The following is a 15,404-nucleotide window of genomic DNA, read 5'->3' as shown; positions in this document are numbered from 1 at the left end:
TCCAGGGTATTTGCCGGGCTTGAAAGCCCGGGACTCGTTATTCGCCGACGCTGATCTTCAGGCCGGCCGCTATCGCAAAGGGTGCCAGGGTAACGGCCAGGGCCGTCAGGCTGGCGAGCCAGAGCAGGTGGCCGGTTGCGGGCATATTTTGCAACGCCGCTTGCAACGCACCACTGCCCAGGATCAATACAGGGATATACAACGGCAGAATCAGCAACGCCAGTAACAAACCACCGCGCTTCAGACCGACTGTCAGCGCCGCACCTACCGCACCCAGCAGGCTCAGGACCGGTGTGCCCAGCAGCAGGGAGCCGAGCAGCACCGGCAGGCAATGGCTCGGCAGCCCCAGCATCAGCGCCAGTAGCGGCGCCAACAATACCAGCGCCAGCCCGGAAAAGATCCAGTGCGCCAGCACCTTGGCCAGCACCAGCAGCGCCAGCGGGTGCGGCGACAGGACCCACTGTTCCAGCGAGCCATCCTCGAAATCGCTGCGGAACAAGCCGTCCAGCGACAGCAGCACTGCCAGCAGCGCCGCTACCCAGACCAGGCCTGGCGACAAGGTTTGCAACAATTGGCTTTCCGGGCCGACTGCCAGCGGGAACATGGCCACGACGATGGCGAAGAACACCAGCGGGTTGGCCAGCTCGGCAGGGCGACGGAACAGCAGGCGCGCTTCGCGACGCAACAACAGGATGAATACGCTCATGCCGCCCATTGCCCCAGGTTCAGTTCACGGTAACCGGAGGGCTTGCGTTCCAGCGTATGGTGGGTGGTCAGCACCACCGTGCCGCCCTGCTCGCAGTGGGCCGCCAGGTGCGCTTCGAGCTGCGCTACGCCTTGCTTGTCCAGGGCAGTGAACGGCTCGTCGAGAATCCACAGCGGCGGGCTGGCCAGGTGCAGCCGGGCCAGGGCCACGCGGCGCTGCTGGCCGGCCGACAGGGTATGGCAGGGTACGTCTTCGAAACCGCGCAAACCGACCGCCGCCAGTGCCGCCCAGATCGCCTCGCGGCTGGCCGGCTGGTGCAGGGCGCACAGCCAGGTGAGGTTTTCCTCGGCGGTGAGCAGGTCCTTGATGCCCGCGGCGTGACCGATCCACAGCAGAATGCTGGCCAGGGCATGGCGCTGCTCGGCCAGGGGCTTGCCGCCCAGCAATATCTGCCCGGCGGTGGGTTGCATCAACCCGGCCAACAGCCGCAGCAAGCTGGTCTTGCCGCTGCCGTTGGGGCCGCTGATCTGCAGCATGTCGCCGGCGCCCAGCTCGAAATCGAGCTGCTCGAACAGCAGGCGCCAGTCGCGCTCGCAGGCCAGGCCCGCAGCTTGGAGGTGAAGGGTCACGGTTTCGCCTTATCTTTGTAGGGCTTCGGGCCGGCGTCGCCTGTTTCGCGGGCTTGCCCGCGCCCACCAGGTCTTGTGCAGTTTGAAAGCTGCGCTGAACCTGTGGGAGCGGGCAAGCCCGCGAAGCAGGCGACGCCGCTCCAGAACCCTTGTGTCTCAAGTCGCCCCGCGCGCTGCCGTTATACTGGCAACCACGGGCGGTCGGCATTATTACACGCGCCACCGCGCTGCCAAGAGGCCGGGTCCGACAGGTTGTATACAATCATGACTGAAATCAATAGTCTCGGCGCACAAACCGCGATCAACAGCCAAGCCATGAAGGCGGGCATGACCGGCGAACTGCTGCGCCTGATCCAGGCGCAGCCTGGCCTGCTGGCACCCGGCGAGACCGCGCAGGCCGAGGTCGTGTCGTTGCGCCAGACGGGCCAGGACTTCCAGCTGGTGCTGCGGTTGATACAGGCCAACGGCGTACAGACCCAACTGCAAGCCAGCGCCAGCCAGCCCTTGCCCCAAGGCAGCCAGGTCACTGTCAGCCAGACCGAAAGCAACCGCCTGGCAATCATGCTGCAGCAGGCCAACGCCAGCCAGATCACCACTCTCACTCGCCTGGATACCAGCAAAGTGCCCGTCGGCACGCTGCTGCAAGGCAAGGTCCTGACCAACCAGGCATTGGCCCAGGCGCCTGGGCAACCGGCGAGCTACAGGGCGCTGGTCAGCCTGCTCAACACTGCCCAGGCCGGCTCCACGCTGAGCATCGACAGCCCGCGCCCACTGGCCATTGGCAGCCTGCTCAGCGCACTGGTGCAGGGCGACCAGTCGCTGCGCTTTGTCCCGCTTAGCGGCAGGCAGGACCAGCTCAGCATTGCCCAGCAACTGCTGACCCAGCAAAACCGCCAGGCCTCGCTGCCCGGCCTGCTCAACGCCCTGCAACAGCTCACCCGCGACCCGGGCGTCGATGGCGACCTGCGTGCCAGCGCCGAGCGCCTGCTGGCCGGCCTGCCAGACGCCCGCCAGCTGGGCGACGCCAAGGCCGTGGCCCAGGCCCTGAACAACAGTGGCACTTTCCTTGAAGCGAAACTGCTGGGCGGCTTTCCTGCCAGCGTGGCCACAGACCTGAAGGCCCACCTGCTGCGCCTGATCACTCAGGCCCCGGCCAGCACACCCGGCACGCCCGACCTCGCGCCCGCCAGCCTGGCCGTGACCATGCCGGCGCTGGCCCGCAGCGCGCTGGGCATGCTCGAACGGGTCAGCCCCAAGCCGCAGCCAGGGGCGTTCCCCCTGCCCTCGCGCCTGCTCAAGGCCATGGAAGACGAAGGCGACCTGCAACAACTGCTGCGCCTGGCCGCTGCGGCCATCTCGCGCCTGCAAAGCCATGCCATGAGCAGCCTGCAACAAACCGGCACGCTGGAAAACGGCAATCTGCAGACCACCTGGCAAACCGAAGTGCCGATCCGCCACGGCCAGGAGTTCATCCCATTGCAGGTCAAACTGCAGCGTGAAGAAACCCCGCAACAGCAGGCAGACCGCCAACACGAAGCACAGGACCCTCTGCAAGCCCTGTGGCGCATCGAACTGGCCTTCGACCTTTCACCTCTCGGCCCACTGCAAGTACAGGCCCAGTTCAGCCAAGGCCGCCTGAGCGGGCACCTGTGGGCAGAGCGCGAACAAACCGCAAAGCTGATCGACAGCCAGCTCGGTGCCTTGCGCCAGCGCCTGCTGGAGCGCGGCCTGGAGGTTGGCGACCTGGAATGCCACCCGGGCATCCCCCCTCAAGGCCCGCGCACACGGGTTGAGCAACGCTGGGTAGACGAAAACGCATGACACAGAAACCACCCCGCCAGGCCATTGCCCTGACCTACGACGGCCAGCAGGCCCCAACCCTCAGCGCCAAAGGTGACGATGCGCTGGCCGAGGCCATCCTGGCCCTAGCCCGCGAGCATGAGGTGCCGATCTACGAAAACGCCGAACTAGTGCGCCTGCTGGCACGCCTGGAACTGGGCGAGCAGATCCCGGAGGCACTGTACCTGACCATTGCCGAGATCATTGCCTTCGCCTGGCAACTGCGGGGCAAGGTGCCCGCCGGTTTCAGCGACGACGCCGAGGCGCCGCGCGACATCACTCCGGTCACCGCACTGCTGCCGCCGGCAAACCACCGGTAGTTATCTACCACCGCCGTCGGCGTCAGCCGTTCAGCCTTGCCATTCCTGTCAATGAGCAAGGTGAACACCATGTCCACAAGCCGCATCAACACCGCCGCCGTGCAGTACGTTCGCGACCACCTGAGCCATATCCCCCGCCCTGACCGCGAAGCCAGCCGTGCGATCCACCAATGGCTGACGCAGCAGGGCCATGACCTTGACCCCGACCAGACCGACGTAGTCACCCTGCACTACCGTGGCAATCAGGCAGTCATCGTCCAGCGCCTTTCACTTACCCAAGCGACGCTTTCAGACTGGCAGGGTGAAACAGCCAAGAACCTGATCGGCCAGTTGCTCCCTGGCCACTGGGCAGGCACGTTGCCAGATGGCCCGCTGACCATCGTCGAGCGCCTGCCCGAACCTGGGGTGTTTGACAACAGCGCCCGCTTCTCGGTTTTCAACGGCCTGTTCCGGCGTACGACCCCGGCCCGCTACGACAGCAGCACACACCTGCCGGTCGACGTCGAGGCCATGCAGCAGTTCATCTGGGACCTGGACTTTCACACCCGCTTCGTGGGCATGCTCGACAATTACTGGCAACAGGCTGAGCAAACCCACCGGCAGTCAATGCAGATCAGCTTCATGGCCGCCTGCAACAAGCAGGTCCAGGAAGGCTCGTTGAGCGATGCAGGTCGCCAGATGGCGTGGCAAGTGGCGGGGCTGATGGCAAAAGCACCCGGTTTGCAGGCAAGGCCTTTGAACGTATACGGCTACGCAGCCACCGACCTGATCTGCATCACAGACGAGGCACAGCCAAAAGTACTGCTGTACCTGCCAGGCAATGCATCGCCCTTGCATGAGTTCGACGGTATGGCTGCCATGCAAGACTGGTTCGCCGAACAGTGCCGCGACGACGAAAAACGCCTGCGCCTGCGCCAGTACTTCAAACTGGCCGACACCCCCGATGGCCTGGACTTCAGTGGGCTGGATACCGCGCTGGCGGGCCTTGGCGCCTACCCCGGTTTTCACCACCGATCGCCCAACCGCGCAGGCTTCACCGTCGACGGCCCCTGGCCCCCCCGCGAGTACATCAACTACAAGGCCGGCCACTACAGCCCGTTGCTCGCAGGTGATCTGTTCACAGCCCTCACCCAACGCCAGCGCGAGCGCAGCTATGCCGATGCCGATTTCATCATCACCAGCGATGCGCAGGTGACCAAGGCTCGCTGGCGCGGCTACCTGGTGGCGTCGATCAACCTGCTGGCACCACTGGCGCTGGTGGTTCCCGAGCTGATCCCGCTGCTGGCAGCCGGCGGTGTCGCGCAATTTGGCCTGGGGCTCGATCAGGCGATCAACGGCAAGACCCTTGCAGACAAGGACGCTGGTGTGAGCAACATCGCCTTCGGCCTGCTTAATGCCGCCCCACTGGCCTTGCTCCCTGCAGACGGCCTGCGAATGCTGTTCCCAGGCAAAAGCTCGCGCTTCGTCCTGCCCACGCGTCTTAACGATCAATGGGGCTACCCGCTGGGGCCCAACAGCCCTCCCCGGCTACCTGAAGAAATACTGGCAGACTTTTTCGTGCCAGCCGAGCCACCTGTGGAAACCACGCGGATTGCCAGGGGACCCTTGAATCGGGCAACGGGTACCAACCCGCTGCTGGCGCTCAAGGACGGCAACGAAGTCCAGGTACTGTATGACACTGAAAACGATGCCTTCATCCTCCAGGAGGATGCCAACGAAGTCCTGCCGAATTACTACCAGGTAAACGCGGGCACGCGCGACCTGTACCAGGTCAACCCGGCCACGCGTGGCGCCAGCGATGCAATGCGCATGTACACGCTACGTAACCTGGACGTCGACCTGCAACTGCCGCTCAGCGTGCCTGTGGTCAACAGCTCGGAAGTAACCCCACTGCCCAAGAAAATCCTCAGCATCTGGGTCGGCGGCAAGAGCATCCCGGATGAGCTGGTGGAGAACATCACGAGCAATGCAAAACGCCTTGAGGGTACGGGCTTTACCTATGAGTTCTACCTGTCGAAGTCCAACCCTAAAGCTTTCATGAAAAACCGCGCCAAGCTGACCGCTGCTTCGAACGTTCAGATCAAAACCCTGGAAGAGCAGCCCTTCTACGCGGCCTTCGAGCAAACCGACTACTACCATCAGTACCGCCAGGCACTGGACAGTAACGGGGCAAACTTCTCGTCGGCCTCCGACGTACTGCGCTACCCGTTACTCCATTCGGAGGGCGGAATCTACATGGACGTCGACGACACGCTGCGCAGCTTCGAAGACAACCCCGACAGCTTCGCCATGATCAGCTCGGTAGCCTTGAAAACCACGCCTGATGGCCTGGTCCTCGGCAGCCCGGTGAACAACGAGCTGCTGGGCATGCATTGTGACTACAACAGCAACATGATCGGCAGCCATGCCAACAACCCGACCCTGCGCGCAATTTCTGCAGAGATGGACGCACGCTACCGCAGCAATCTATCGTTCTACGACATCAGGCCGCTGGCAGGCACCCACGGTTACGCAGCCTACGCCAGGGAATTGAGCAGGATGACCGGGCCTGGCTTGCTCAACGATGTAGTTGCGCGGCATCTACCCAGGCTGCAGTTCCTGCGGCAACTCAGCAAGCTGGAGTCGATTCCGCAGACCACTTATCGCGCCCTCACGGAAAACCTGGCCATCCCCATTGCCCAGGCGCGCAACAACGACCAGGCACTGGGTAGTGTGGCAACCATCGGCAACTACCATTCCTGGGGCAAACCCTGAGGTCGGCGTCCTGAGTTACCTGACCCGCAGCGCGATACAGGATCAGCCCCTGCTCCGGTGGGCCCAGGCAGGCCTGTAACCCAGGTCAGCCGCTGCGGTGCAGCTTGCTCATCAGCTCCGCCTCGGCTTGGGTCAGGCCACAGCTTTCGGTCAGCTCGGCCACGCTGGCGCCCATGCCGACCAGCTTGGCCGCCTGGGAGAAGGTGACGTTGTTGGGGTCGCGCTGCTCCAACTGCTGGAGCCTGTCAGGCAGCGGGGCCATCGTCACGCTCAGTTCGTGCAGCGCCTCTCCCATGCGCACGGTACCGTTCTGGTAGTCGTCCAGGCGCTTGGCCAGGTCCTTGATGCGCTGGTCACGCAGCGCATCACCCTCGGCTTGCTGCGCAGCCAGCTCGCGCTGGCGCTTGCTGTAGTTGAGGAAGAACCACAGGCTCAGCGCCCAGACCAGCGCCAGGAAGATGACAGCAACCTGTAGGATCAACTCAGATATTCTCCAGCTCGGACCACTCTTCCTCGGTCATCATCTTGTCCAGCTCGACCAGGATCAGCAGTTCACCATTCTTGTTGCACACGCCCTGGATGAACTTGGCCGACTCTTCGTTACCCACGTTCGGTGCGGTTTCGATTTCGGACTGGCGCAGGTAAACCACTTCGGCCACGCTGTCGACCAGAATACCGACCACTTGCTTGTCGGCTTCGATGATGACGATACGGGTGTTGTCGGTAACTTCGGTCGGCATCAGGCCAAAACGCTGACGGGTGTCGATCACGGTCACCACATTGCCGCGCAGGTTGATGATGCCCAGCACGTAGCTTGGAGCGCCCGGTACCGGGGCGATCTCGGTGTAGCGCAGCACTTCCTGTACCTGCATCACGTTGATGCCGTAGGACTCGTTGTCCAGACGGAAGGTAACCCACTGCAGGATCGGATCTTCGGAACCTTGTGCAGACGACTTTTTCATTCCCCTACCCTCAAAATCCGCTGTTTGGCGGTTGTGTTCTGTGTCATTTCTGTTTGGCGTGCATCTGCTTGACCGCGCCGCTGGCGATCAGCTCGGCCAGTGCGGCGACGTCGAGCAGTGCACACATGTGTTCAATCACCGTGCCGGCAAGCCACGGCCGCTGGCCGCGCTGGCTACGCCACTTGATCTCGGACGGGTCCAGGCGCAACGAGCGGCTGACCTGATGCACGGCCAGTCCCCATTCGTAGCCTTGCACCGAAATCACGTAATTCAGGCCTTGACGGAAATCGTCGCGGTAGCGGTCGGGCATTACCCAACGCGCAGTGTCCAGCACCTTCAGGTTGCCGGCCTGGCAGGTCAAAATACCCAGGAACCAGTCAGGCTGGCCGAACAGCGGCGTCAGCTCCTGGCCGGCCAGGTTGTAGATCGAGCCCAGGCACACCAACGGCACCGCCAGGGTCAGGCCGGCGACGTCGAACAGCAGGCACTCGAACGGCTCCGCCGCCCACACCGGGCGGCCGTCGACGGTCGCCGGGGGCACCGGTAGATTGGGCGCTGGCAGGTGCACATCGACCAGAGGCACTGCGGGTTCCACAGTTTGTTCTTCGACCAGCACCGGAATGGCGGCCTCGGCGAGCACCTCCTGCTCGACCACCGTCACCACCGGCGCCTCTACTGGCACGACGCTGGGCAGCACCGCCAGCCTGGGTTCGGCAAACGGCCGTGGGGCAAGGCTGGCAGGGGCTTCGGCGGGTACCCGTCGCGCCAGCTGACGGGCATCACGTGCCTGCTCCTCACGCACCGCCTCGGCGAACGCGTCCGCCGTGGCTGGCGGCTCAAACAGGTCTTCGGCCTCGGTGGCCTCCTGCAGCAGGCCATCGAGGTACGACTGCAAGGCCATCTGCGGCCGGGTGCTGGTGTGTCGGGTCTGGGTCATCAGGCCACCTGCACTGCAGTCTTGTAGGTCAGCAGGTGCTTGAGCAGCGCCCGGTAAGCAATCAACCCGCGGCTCTTGCTGTCGAACTGGGAGGGCGTGACGCCCTTGCGGCTGGCATCGCGCAGGCGCGTATCCACCGGAATATAGCCCTGCCACACCTGTTGGCCGTAGGTGTCACGCAGTAGTTTGAGTGTGCCCAGCGAGGCCTGGGTGCGGCGGTCGAACAGTGTTGGCACGATCTGGTACGGCAGCGCCTGCTTGCGCGAGCGGTTGATCATGGCCAGTGTGCCGACCATGCGTTCCAGGCCCTTCACCGCCAAAAACTCGGTCTGCACCGGAATCACCAATTGCTGGCTGGCGGCCAAGGCATTGACCATCAGCACGCCCAGCAATGGTGGGCTGTCAATCACGGCATAGTCGAAATCCTGCCACAACTGCGCCAGACTCTTGGCGATCACCAGGCCCAGGCCATTCTGCCCCGGCGACTGACGCTCCAGCACGGCCAGTGCGGTGCTCGACGGCAACAGCGAAATGCGCTCATCGCTGGTGGGCAGCAGCAACTGCCCGGGCAGGCCGTCTGGCACTGCGCCCTTGTGCAGGAACAGGTCGTAGCAGCTGTGCTCCAGCGCATCGGGGTTGTGCCCGAAATAGCTGGTCATCGAACCGTGCGGATCGAGGTCGACAACGACCACGCGCTTGCCTGCCTCAGCCAGCAGGCCAGCCAGGGCGATGGTTGTGGTGGTCTTGCCGACGCCACCTTTTTGATTAGCTACTGCCCAGACTCTCATCAAGCAAACTCTATCTATTGATTTGGCAGGGACACTGTAGAAACTACTGCCTTGCTCAACACTTGGAAGCGTGTGCAATCAGTGTGGGAGCGGGTTTACCCGCGAACACCGGCGTAGCCGGTGCCATACACCGTGTCGCCTTCTTCGCGGGTGAACCCGCTCCCACAGGGATTTGGCAATCTCATCAACTGGGTAACGGTGACAGAGAATTGACGAGTTACTGCCCCGCCACCGTTGCTGGCGTTGCAGGTGCACTTTGTGTGCCAGCCCGGCGCAACGCGGCATCCGGCGTGGCATGGGCACTGCCCGAGCCGGTCAGGCTGCGGCGCACTTCGAGGTTGCGCGAAATCACCAACACCACCCGGCGGTTACGCGCGCGGCCTTCGGCGGTGTCATTGCCGGCCACCGGCTGGTACTCGCCATAACCCACCGAGGCCATGCGCGCCGGGTTGACCCCTTCCATGGCCAGCAGGCGTACGATACTCGCCGCCCGCGCCGAAGACAGCTCCCAGTTGGTCGGGTACTGCGCCGTGCGGATCGGCAGGTTGTCGGTAAAGCCTTCGACATGCACCGGGTTGGCGAACGGTTTGAGGATGCTGGCCACCTTGTCGATGATGGCAAATGCCTTGTCGCTGGGCATGGCATCGCCACTGCCGAACAGCAACGACGAACTCAACTCGATCTCGATCCACAACTCGTTGCCGCGCACGGTCATCTGGTTGCTGTTGATCAGGTCGCCAAAGGCATCACGCACGTCATCGCTGATGGTTTTCAGCGGGTCGACATTGGTCGCTGCCAGGCCCGCTTCGGTCTGCTCGCTGTCTTTGACCAGCGGCTCTGCCGGACGCACGCTCAACGGCTGCTCATCGCCGATGGGGATCGGTTTCATGCTGCGCTCAGGGTCGTTGAACACCCCGAGCAAGGCTTGAGAAATAACCTTGTACTTGCCCTCGTTGATCGAGGAAATCGAGTACATCACCACGAAAAAGGCGAACAGCAAGGTGATGAAGTCGGCGTACGACACCAGCCAGCGTTCGTGGTTTTCGTGTTCCTCGGTATGACGACGGCGACGCATGGGTTACTCCATGAAGCCTTGCAGCTTCAACTCGATCGAGCGCGGGTTTTCACCCTCAGCAATCGACAACAAGCCTTCAAGCAGCATCTCGCGATAGCGCGACTGGCGCATGACATTGGCCTTGAGCTTGTTGGCGACCGGCAGCAGGATCAGGTTGGCGCTGGCCACGCCGTAGATGGTGGCGACGAAGGCCACGGCAATGCCGTTGCCCAGCTGCGAGGGGTCGGCCAGGTTGCCCATCACGTGGATCAGGCCCATCACCGCACCGATGATGCCGATGGTCGGCGCATAGCCGCCCATGCTCTCGAACACCTTGGCCGCCTGGATGTCACGGCTTTCCTGGGTCAGGAAGTCGACTTCAAGGATGCTGCGGATGGCTTCTGGTTCGGCACCGTCCACCAGCAACTGCAGGCCCTTGCGCGCATACGGGTCGGGCTCGGCGTCGGCCACCCCTTCCAGGCCCAGCAGGCCCTCCTTGCGCGCGGTCAGGCTCCAGTTCACCACGCGGTCGATGCCACCCGCCAGGTCGACCCGCGGCGGGAACAGGATCCAGCGCAGAATCTGCAAGGCGCGCTTGAAGGAGGACAGCGGCGACTGCAACAAGGCAGCCGCCAGGGTGCCACCCAGCACGATCAGCGCCGCCGGGCCGTTGACCAGAGCGCCGGCATGGCCGCCTTCAAGGAAGTTGCCACCGACGATGGCGACAAAGGCGAGAATCAGGCCGATCAGGCTGAGGACGTCCATCAGACGCATGCCTCCACCAGGTGCTTGCCGATGTCGTCCAGGCTGTACACCGCGTCCGCCAGGTTGGCTTTGACGATGGCCATGGGCATGCCATAGATCACGCAGCTGGCTTCATCCTGGGCCCACACGGTGCTGCCGCCCTGCTTGAGCAGGCGCGCACCTTCGCGGCCATCGGCGCCCATGCCGGTGAGCACCACCGACAGCACCTTGTCACCGTACGACTTGGCTGCCGAGCCGAAGGTGATGTCCACGCACGGCTTGTAGTTCAGGCGCTCGTCACCGGGCAGGATCTTCACCGTGCCACGGCCGTCGATCATCATCTGCTTGCCGCCGGGGGCCAGCAGGGCCAGGCCTGGGCGCAGCATGTCACCGTCCTCGGCTTCCTTCACGTTGATGCGGCACAGCTTGTCCAGGCGTTCGGCAAAGGCCTTGGTGAACGCTGCCGGCATGTGCTGGATCAGCACGATCGGCGCCGGGAAGTTGGCCGGCAGCTGGGTCAATACCCGCTGCAGGGCCACCGGGCCGCCCGTGGAGGTGCCGATGGCCACCAGCTTGTAAGGCTTGCGCTTGGGGGCTGGCGAGTGCGACGCCGCCGGGGCCGCTGCACGGGCAGTCGCCGCAGGGCGGGCCGGCGCCGGGCTGGCGAAGCTGCTGGCCGGCGCAGGGCTGCTGGCGGGCACAGGGGCGGCGACCGGCGCCGGCCTGGCATAGCTGCCGAGGCGGCGGTTGCTGCGCGAAATGGTATGCACCTTCTCGCACAGCATCTGCTTGACCTTGTCGGGGTTGCGCGAAATGTCCTCAAAGTTTTTCGGCAGGTAATCCACCGCGCCAGCATCCAGCGCGTCGAGGGTGACGCGAGCGCCTTCGTGGGTCAGTGAGGAGAACATCAAAACCGGCGTCGGGCAGCGCTGCATGATGTGCCGCACAGCGGTGATGCCGTCCATCATGGGCATTTCGTAGTCCATGGTGATGACATCGGGCTTGAGCGCCAGCGCCTGGTCGATTGCTTCCTTGCCATTGGTCGCGGTACCTACTACCTGGATCGTCGGATCCGCGGAGAGGATTTCCGAGACACGGCGGCGGAAGAAACCGGAATCATCCACCACCAGGACCTTGACTGCCATAAACACTCCATTAGGCGGCGCAACCCGCCAGGGTGCGCCACCGAAATCAAATACGCCGCGCGGCGTAACGCTTGAGCATGCTCGGGACGTCGAGAATCAACGCAATGCGACCGTCACCGGTGATGGTGGCCCCGGACATGCCCGGGGTGCCCTGCAGCATCTTGCCCAGCGGCTTGATTACCACTTCTTCCTGGCCAACCAGTTGATCGACGACAAAGCCGATGCGTTGCGTGCCGACCGACAGGATCACTACATGACCCTCGTGCTGCTCTTCGTGCACCTGGCCCTGTACCAGCCAGCGCTTGAGGTAGAACAGCGGCAGCGCCTTGTCGCGCACGATCACCACTTCCTGGCCGTCGACCACATTCGTGCGCGACAGGTCGAGGTGGAAGATCTCGTTGACGTTGACCAGCGGGAAGGCGAATGCCTGGTTGCCCAGCATCACCATCAGGGTGGGCATGATCGCCAGGGTCAGCGGCACCTTGATGACGATCTTCGAGCCCTGGCCCTTGGCCGAGTAGATGTTGATCGAGCCGTTGAGCTGGGAAATCTTGGTTTTCACCACGTCCATGCCCACACCACGGCCAGACACATCGGAAATTTCGGTCTTGGTCGAGAAGCCCGGGGCGAAGATCAGGTTGTAGCAGTCAGATTCGCTCAGGCGATCAGCGGCATCCTTGTCCATCAGGCCTTTTTCCACGGCCTTGGCGCGCAGGATGTTCGGGTCCATGCCCTTGCCGTCGTCAGAGATCGACAACAGGATGTGGTCACCTTCCTGTTCGGCCGACAGCACCACGCGTCCGGTGCGGGCCTTGCCCGAAGCTTCACGCTCGTCGGGCATCTCGACACCATGGTCGACGGCGTTGCGCACCAGGTGCACCAACGGGTCGGCCAGGGCCTCGACCAGGTTCTTGTCCAGGTCGGTTTCTTCGCCGACCAACTCCAGGTTGATCTCTTTTTTCAGCTGACGGGCAAGGTCGCGTACCAGCCGCGGGAAGCGGCCGAACACTTTCTTGATCGGCTGCATGCGGGTTTTCATCACCGCCGTCTGCAGGTCGGCAGTGACCACGTCGAGGTTGGACACGGCCTTGGACATGGCCTCGTCGCCGCTGTTCAGGCCCAGGCGCACCAGGCGGTTACGCACCAGCACCAGTTCGCCGACCATGTTCATGATCTCGTCCAGGCGCGCGGTGTCGACGCGAACAGTGGTTTCCGCTTCGCTGACGGCATGCTTCTCGGCAGCCGGCGCAGGCGCACGGGGGGCCGGCGCAGGCTTGCTGGCGGCCGCAGGCACCGGCGCAGCAGCGGCTGGCTTGGCCGCCGGCTGGCTGTCGGCCAAGGCCTGGGCAGGCGCTTGCGCCTTGGCCACAACCGGGGCCTCGACCGCAGCAACGTCACCACCAAACTTGCCCTTGCCGTGCAACTGGTCCAGCAGGGCCTCGAACTCGTGCTCGCTGATTTCGTCGCCAGCGGCGCTGTTGTCGACCGCGACCGGCGCCGGTGCTTTGACGGCAGGCAAGGCATCAGCCTGGAACGTGCCCTTGCCATGCAACTGGTCGAGCAGCGATTCGAATTCTTCGTCGGTAATTTCGTCGCTTACCGCTTCTGCGGGCGCGGCAACCGGCTGTACCGCAGCTTCGACACTGAACTGGCCTTTGCCGTGCAACTGGTCGAGCAGCGACTCGAACTCGGCGTCGGTGATTTCGTCACCTGAACCACTGACAGCCTCGCCCTGCATCTGCTCATCGACCGCAGCTTGCGCCTTGACCGCATCGAGCGAATCGAGCAGCTGTTCAAACTCGCTGTCGGTGATGTCCTGGTCATCGGCAGGGCCCATGGCCGCAACCGGTGCCTCGGCTACCGGTGCCGCTGGCGCAGGCGCTTCAGCGGCCTCGGCACCACCGGGTTCGGCCAGGCGCGACAAGGCCGCCAGCAACTCGGGGGTGGCCGGGGTTACGTCGGCGCGCTCGCGCACCTGGCCAAACATGCTGTTGACCGTATCCAGTGCTTCAAGCACCACGTCCATCAGTTCCGCATCGACCCGGCGCTCACCTTTGCGCAGGATGTCGAACACGTTCTCGGCGATATGGCAGCACTCCACCAGCTCGTTCAGCTGGAGGAAGCCGGCGCCCCCTTTTACAGTGTGGAAACCGCGAAAGATCGCATTGAGCAGGTCGGCATCGTCAGGTCGGCTTTCCAGCTCGACCAGTTGCTCGGACAGTTGCTCAAGAATTTCGCCGGCTTCTACCAGGAAATCCTGGAGGATTTCTTCATCGGCGCCGAAGCTCATCAAACGTGCTCCTTAAAAACCCAGGCTGGACAGCAAATCATCGACATCGTCCTGACCGGACACAACGTCTTCACGCTTATCGGCATGAATCTGCGGACCTTCACCCCGAGTCGGATGTTTTTCTGCATCTTTTTCTGCGCGCAGTTGATCGTGGTCATGCTGGATACCGGCAAAACGGTCGACCTGGCTGGCCATCAGCACCAGTTTGAGCAGGTTGCTTTCCACCTCGGTCACCAGGCTGGTGACGCGCTTGATCACCTGGCCGGTCAGGTCCTGATAGTCCTGAGCCAGCAGAATGTCATTGAGATGCCCGGCAACCTTGCGGTTACCTTCAGCGCTGTGCGTCAGGAAACTGTCGACGCGCTTGACCAGGTCACGGAACTCCGGCGCAGCCACTTCGCGGCGCATGAAGCGCTGCCAGTCGGTGCTCAGCGCCTTGGCTTCGCTGGCCAGGTCGTTGAGCACCGGGGTGCTTGCCTCGACCAGGTCCATGGTGCGGTTGGCCGCGCCCTCGGTCAGCTTGACCACGTACGACAGGCGCTCGGTAGCGTCGGTAATCTGCGACACCTCCTCGGCCTGCGGGATGGTCGGGTCGATCTGGAAGCTGACGATAGCGCTGTGCAACTCGCGGGTCAGCTTGCCGACTTCCTGGTACAGGCCGCGATCGCGGGTCTGGTTCAGCTCGTGAATCAGCTGTACCGCCTCGCCAAAACGGCCCCGTTCCAGGCTTTCGACCAACTCTTGGGCATGTTTCTTCAGGGTCGATTCGAACTCCCCCAAAGACGTTTGTGATGAATCCATGGCGCGCCCCCTGACGTGACTCAGCCGTTGACGCGTTCGAAGATCTTCTCGATCTTTTCTTTGAGCACCTGAGCGGTGAACGGCTTGACCACATAGCCATTGACGCCGGCCTGGGCCGCTTCGATGATCTGGTCGCGCTTGGCCTCGGCAGTCACCATCAGTACCGGCATGGTTTTCAGCTTTTCACTGGCACGCACTTTACGCAGCAGGTCGATGCCGGACATGCCGGGCATGTTCCAGTCGGTCACCAGGAAGTCGTAGTGGCCGTTTTCCAGCATCGGCAGCGCCGTGGTGCCATCGTCGGCTTCTTCGGTGTTGGTGAAGCCCAGGTCACGCAACAGGTTCTTGATGATCCGCCGCATCGTCGAAAAGTCGTCAACGATGAGGATTTTCATGTTCTTGTCCAATTAGACCTCCAAGCAGTCTCAAACGCGC

General features: G+C 63.2%; 15 protein-coding genes. 3 read left to right on the top strand and 12 right to left on the bottom strand.

Annotation, left to right across the window (positions count from 1 at the left end):
* Positions 1–37: 37 nt before the first annotated feature.
* Together ccmB and ccmA are read right to left on the bottom strand one after the other, a co-directional pair.
* Positions 38–706: a heme exporter protein CcmB gene (gene ccmB, locus PP4_RS07365; protein ID WP_012051653.1), complete on the bottom strand. Its 669-nt coding sequence runs from the start codon at positions 704–706 to the stop codon at positions 38–40.
* On the bottom strand, positions 703–1,335 hold the full coding sequence (gene ccmA, locus PP4_RS07360; RefSeq protein ID WP_016498577.1) for a cytochrome c biogenesis heme-transporting ATPase CcmA: 633 nt from the start codon (positions 1,333–1,335) through the stop codon (positions 703–705). Before ccmA ends, ccmB begins: the two co-directional genes overlap by 4 nt.
* 264 nt (positions 1,336–1,599) lie before the next feature.
* Here ccmA and PP4_RS07355 point away from each other — a divergent pair, with 264 nt between their 5' ends.
* The 3 genes from PP4_RS07355 (at position 1,600) to PP4_RS07345 (ending at position 6,248) form a co-directional block, all read left to right on the top strand.
* Positions 1,600–3,156 (top strand): flagellar hook-length control protein FliK, encoded by a 1,557-nt coding sequence (locus PP4_RS07355; protein WP_041167647.1) that lies wholly within the window; start codon positions 1,600–1,602, stop codon positions 3,154–3,156.
* Positions 3,153–3,494 carry an EscU/YscU/HrcU family type III secretion system export apparatus switch protein gene (locus tag PP4_RS07350; protein WP_016498575.1) on the top strand — a complete coding sequence of 114 codons (342 nt, stop codon included), beginning with the start codon at positions 3,153–3,155 and terminating at the stop codon, positions 3,492–3,494. The genes PP4_RS07355 and PP4_RS07350 overlap by 4 nt, the downstream gene beginning before the upstream one ends.
* A 69-nt stretch (positions 3,495–3,563) precedes the next feature.
* On the top strand, positions 3,564–6,248 hold the full coding sequence (locus tag PP4_RS07345) for a dermonecrotic toxin domain-containing protein (protein WP_016498574.1): 2,685 nt from the start codon (positions 3,564–3,566) through the stop codon (positions 6,246–6,248).
* Positions 6,249–6,333: 85 nt separating this feature from the next.
* Here the strand turns inward: PP4_RS07345 and PP4_RS07340 are convergent, their stop codons facing one another.
* The 10 genes from PP4_RS07340 to PP4_RS07295 form a co-directional block, all read right to left on the bottom strand.
* On the bottom strand, positions 6,334–6,729 hold the full coding sequence (locus PP4_RS07340) for a DUF2802 domain-containing protein (protein ID WP_016498573.1): 396 nt from the start codon (positions 6,727–6,729) through the stop codon (positions 6,334–6,336).
* Position 6,730: 1 nt separating this feature from the next.
* Positions 6,731–7,210 (bottom strand): chemotaxis protein CheW, encoded by a 480-nt coding sequence (locus tag PP4_RS07335; protein ID WP_003254393.1) that lies wholly within the window; start codon positions 7,208–7,210, stop codon positions 6,731–6,733.
* Between the two features lie 43 nt (positions 7,211–7,253).
* Positions 7,254–8,147 (bottom strand): CheW domain-containing protein, encoded by an 894-nt coding sequence (locus PP4_RS07330; protein WP_016498572.1) that lies wholly within the window; start codon positions 8,145–8,147, stop codon positions 7,254–7,256.
* On the bottom strand, positions 8,147–8,935 hold the full coding sequence (locus PP4_RS07325) for a ParA family protein (protein ID WP_016488407.1): 789 nt from the start codon (positions 8,933–8,935) through the stop codon (positions 8,147–8,149). The genes PP4_RS07330 and PP4_RS07325 overlap by 1 nt, the downstream gene beginning before the upstream one ends.
* 217 nt (positions 8,936–9,152) lie before the next feature.
* Entirely contained in the window at positions 9,153–10,010 is an 858-nt protein-coding gene (gene motD, locus PP4_RS07320; protein WP_016498571.1) for a flagellar motor protein MotD, read from the bottom strand.
* A gap of 3 nt (positions 10,011–10,013) precedes the next feature.
* Entirely contained in the window at positions 10,014–10,754 is a 741-nt protein-coding gene (locus PP4_RS07315) for a flagellar motor protein (RefSeq protein WP_016498570.1), read from the bottom strand.
* On the bottom strand, positions 10,754–11,878 hold the full coding sequence (locus PP4_RS07310) for a protein-glutamate methylesterase/protein-glutamine glutaminase (RefSeq protein ID WP_016498569.1): 1,125 nt from the start codon (positions 11,876–11,878) through the stop codon (positions 10,754–10,756). The genes PP4_RS07315 and PP4_RS07310 overlap by 1 nt, the downstream gene beginning before the upstream one ends.
* A gap of 46 nt (positions 11,879–11,924) precedes the next feature.
* Complete coding sequence (locus PP4_RS07305; RefSeq protein ID WP_016498568.1) at positions 11,925–14,168, bottom strand: chemotaxis protein CheA; 2,244 nt, start codon at positions 14,166–14,168, stop codon at positions 11,925–11,927.
* A 12-nt stretch (positions 14,169–14,180) separates the two neighbouring features.
* Complete coding sequence (locus PP4_RS07300; RefSeq protein WP_016498567.1) at positions 14,181–14,969, bottom strand: protein phosphatase CheZ; 789 nt, start codon at positions 14,967–14,969, stop codon at positions 14,181–14,183.
* 20 nt (positions 14,970–14,989) lie between these two features.
* Positions 14,990–15,364 carry a chemotaxis response regulator CheY gene (locus PP4_RS07295; protein ID WP_161775562.1) on the bottom strand — a complete coding sequence of 125 codons (375 nt, stop codon included), beginning with the start codon at positions 15,362–15,364 and terminating at the stop codon, positions 14,990–14,992.
* Positions 15,365–15,404 lie beyond the last annotated feature (40 nt).

The sequence above is a fragment of the Pseudomonas putida NBRC 14164 genome (assembly GCF_000412675.1).
GTDB classification, from domain to species: domain Bacteria; phylum Pseudomonadota; class Gammaproteobacteria; order Pseudomonadales; family Pseudomonadaceae; genus Aquipseudomonas; species Aquipseudomonas putida.
This window is presented reverse-complemented; position numbering and strand designations above follow the sequence as displayed.

Bases quoted from the DNA above. Each gene is read 5' to 3' on its own strand.
- PP4_RS07300 (WP_016498567.1), bottom strand. From the start codon at position 14,969: ATGGATTCATCACAAACGTCTTTGGGGGAGTTCGAATCGACCCTGAAG.
- PP4_RS07295 (WP_161775562.1), bottom strand. From the start codon at position 15,364: ATGAAAATCCTCATCGTTGACGACTTTTCGACGATGCGGCGGATCATC.
- PP4_RS07330 (WP_016498572.1), bottom strand. From the start codon at position 8,147: ATGACCCAGACCCGACACACCAGCACCCGGCCGCAGATGGCCTTGCAG.
- PP4_RS07310 (WP_016498569.1), bottom strand. From the start codon at position 11,878: ATGGCAGTCAAGGTCCTGGTGGTGGATGATTCCGGTTTCTTCCGCCGC.
- PP4_RS07350 (WP_016498575.1), top strand. From the start codon at position 3,153: ATGACACAGAAACCACCCCGCCAGGCCATTGCCCTGACCTACGACGGC.
- PP4_RS07335 (WP_003254393.1), bottom strand. From the start codon at position 7,210: ATGAAAAAGTCGTCTGCACAAGGTTCCGAAGATCCGATCCTGCAGTGG.
- PP4_RS07315 (WP_016498570.1), bottom strand. From the start codon at position 10,754: ATGGACGTCCTCAGCCTGATCGGCCTGATTCTCGCCTTTGTCGCCATC.
- PP4_RS07305 (WP_016498568.1), bottom strand. From the start codon at position 14,168: ATGAGCTTCGGCGCCGATGAAGAAATCCTCCAGGATTTCCTGGTAGAA.
- PP4_RS07325 (WP_016488407.1), bottom strand. From the start codon at position 8,935: ATGAGAGTCTGGGCAGTAGCTAATCAAAAAGGTGGCGTCGGCAAGACC.
- PP4_RS07345 (WP_016498574.1), top strand. From the start codon at position 3,564: ATGTCCACAAGCCGCATCAACACCGCCGCCGTGCAGTACGTTCGCGAC.
- ccmB (WP_012051653.1), bottom strand. From the start codon at position 706: ATGAGCGTATTCATCCTGTTGTTGCGTCGCGAAGCGCGCCTGCTGTTC.
- motD (WP_016498571.1), bottom strand. From the start codon at position 10,010: ATGCGTCGCCGTCGTCATACCGAGGAACACGAAAACCACGAACGCTGG.
- PP4_RS07355 (WP_041167647.1), top strand. From the start codon at position 1,600: ATGACTGAAATCAATAGTCTCGGCGCACAAACCGCGATCAACAGCCAA.